This is a genomic window from Cysteiniphilum litorale (genome assembly GCF_003428165.1).
In the GTDB taxonomy this organism is placed as follows: Bacteria; Pseudomonadota; Gammaproteobacteria; order Francisellales; family Francisellaceae; genus Caedibacter; species Caedibacter litoralis.
Genome location: NZ_QLIQ01000124.1, coordinates 1 through 1365 on the forward strand (window position 1 = coordinate 1; position 1365 = coordinate 1365).

Here is a 1365-nt window from a genome sequence, read left to right on the forward strand (position 1 = left end):
CTGAAAACTCCTCAAAAATTTAAAAGCGTGTACAATACGCCCGAAGCAATGATATAAGAAGAGGAATCACAAGGATGGCGCACACTACTTTTGGTGACCACATGAGTAAATTATTAAACAAAATGACATCAAAAGTGTCTTTTAAAAAATGTGAAGACGATACTGGAAAAGGTTTTAGAGCATGGCAGTTTAAACCTTTACTCAATCAGTAGCAGCCAAAAGGAGTACGAAAAATTGAGACGGACAATTACAGGTGACAATAAGCTAAATGACTTTGATCCTGAGCAAATTAGTGGAGTACTATGTACTGAAGCAGCCAAGAAATATGAAGCTTCCGATAATGTTATTTTGATTCATGATCCCAGTGAGATACGCAAAAAGTATACCAAGCAGGCAGAGCATATAGGAAAAGTAAAGGATCTGAATAAGAAAACCATCAATGGCTACAGTAGCTTCAATACAATTGCCGTTAATTTAGATAATAAACAGATTGATTTATTGGGTCATGAGCTATACAGCAACAAGCAGCCAGAGTTTTTATCAAAAGAAACGATTGAACAGTTGAATTCTGGTGCGGATATCGTGATTTCACAGGAGTCTAAAGAAGCCTATGATGACGATAGTTATTTGACTTCAAAGCGCGTAGCATTAAAGCATATTAAATCCTGCTCTAATGCCTTAAAAGAAAAGAATTCAACATTAAATATTACGCATGTATTAGATCGTGAGTTTGATGATAGTGAGTACTTTGATTTTATACAGGACCTGAAAGATGAGTTTGTCATACGATTGAAGAAAAACAGGACGGTTTCAGGCTTAAGTGGTGATAAGGAGCAAAAAGGGAAATTGATAGATCACGCCTTTGAACATTCATATACTTTCTGTATTCAAAAGCTATACATCAGTGGACGCTGTTTTCAGGATTGCGTGATCAAGGCTAAATGGCAGAAGATTGGGCAGTATCATGTTGTTTTAATGACGCTGCTTGATCGCAAGGGCAAAGAAGCTTTTGACGAACCGATGCTTTTAATCACAAATAAGGAGCTTATGAATCAATATGACGTTTACAACGTTTATGATTGCTATTTAAAGCGCTCTCGTATTGAGGGTGTGTTTAAATTTATCAAAGGTGAGTTAGGCTGGGAAGAGTTTAGGATAAAAGACTTTGAAGGGATTAAAGCCATTACTGCTATTGGTTTCTTTGTTGCATCTTATTTATATGAGATTGGTCAAGGTGAAGTTTATGATGACTTTGTTGTATTGATTGCACAGCTTGGCGGCTCTAAATCAGGTGAAGTAACAAGGCATTACATCTTGGAAGGAATGAAAACATATCTTGCAAAACTACGCGTAGATCAGTTTATT

General features: G+C 36.4%; 1 protein-coding gene. It reads left to right on the top strand.

Annotated elements, in window-relative coordinates; genetic code table 11:
* Positions 1-234: 234 nt before the first annotated feature.
* Positions 235-1365 (top strand): transposase (locus DNJ75_RS14815; protein ID WP_117004189.1); only part of this gene is annotated, 1131 nt, incomplete at its 3' end.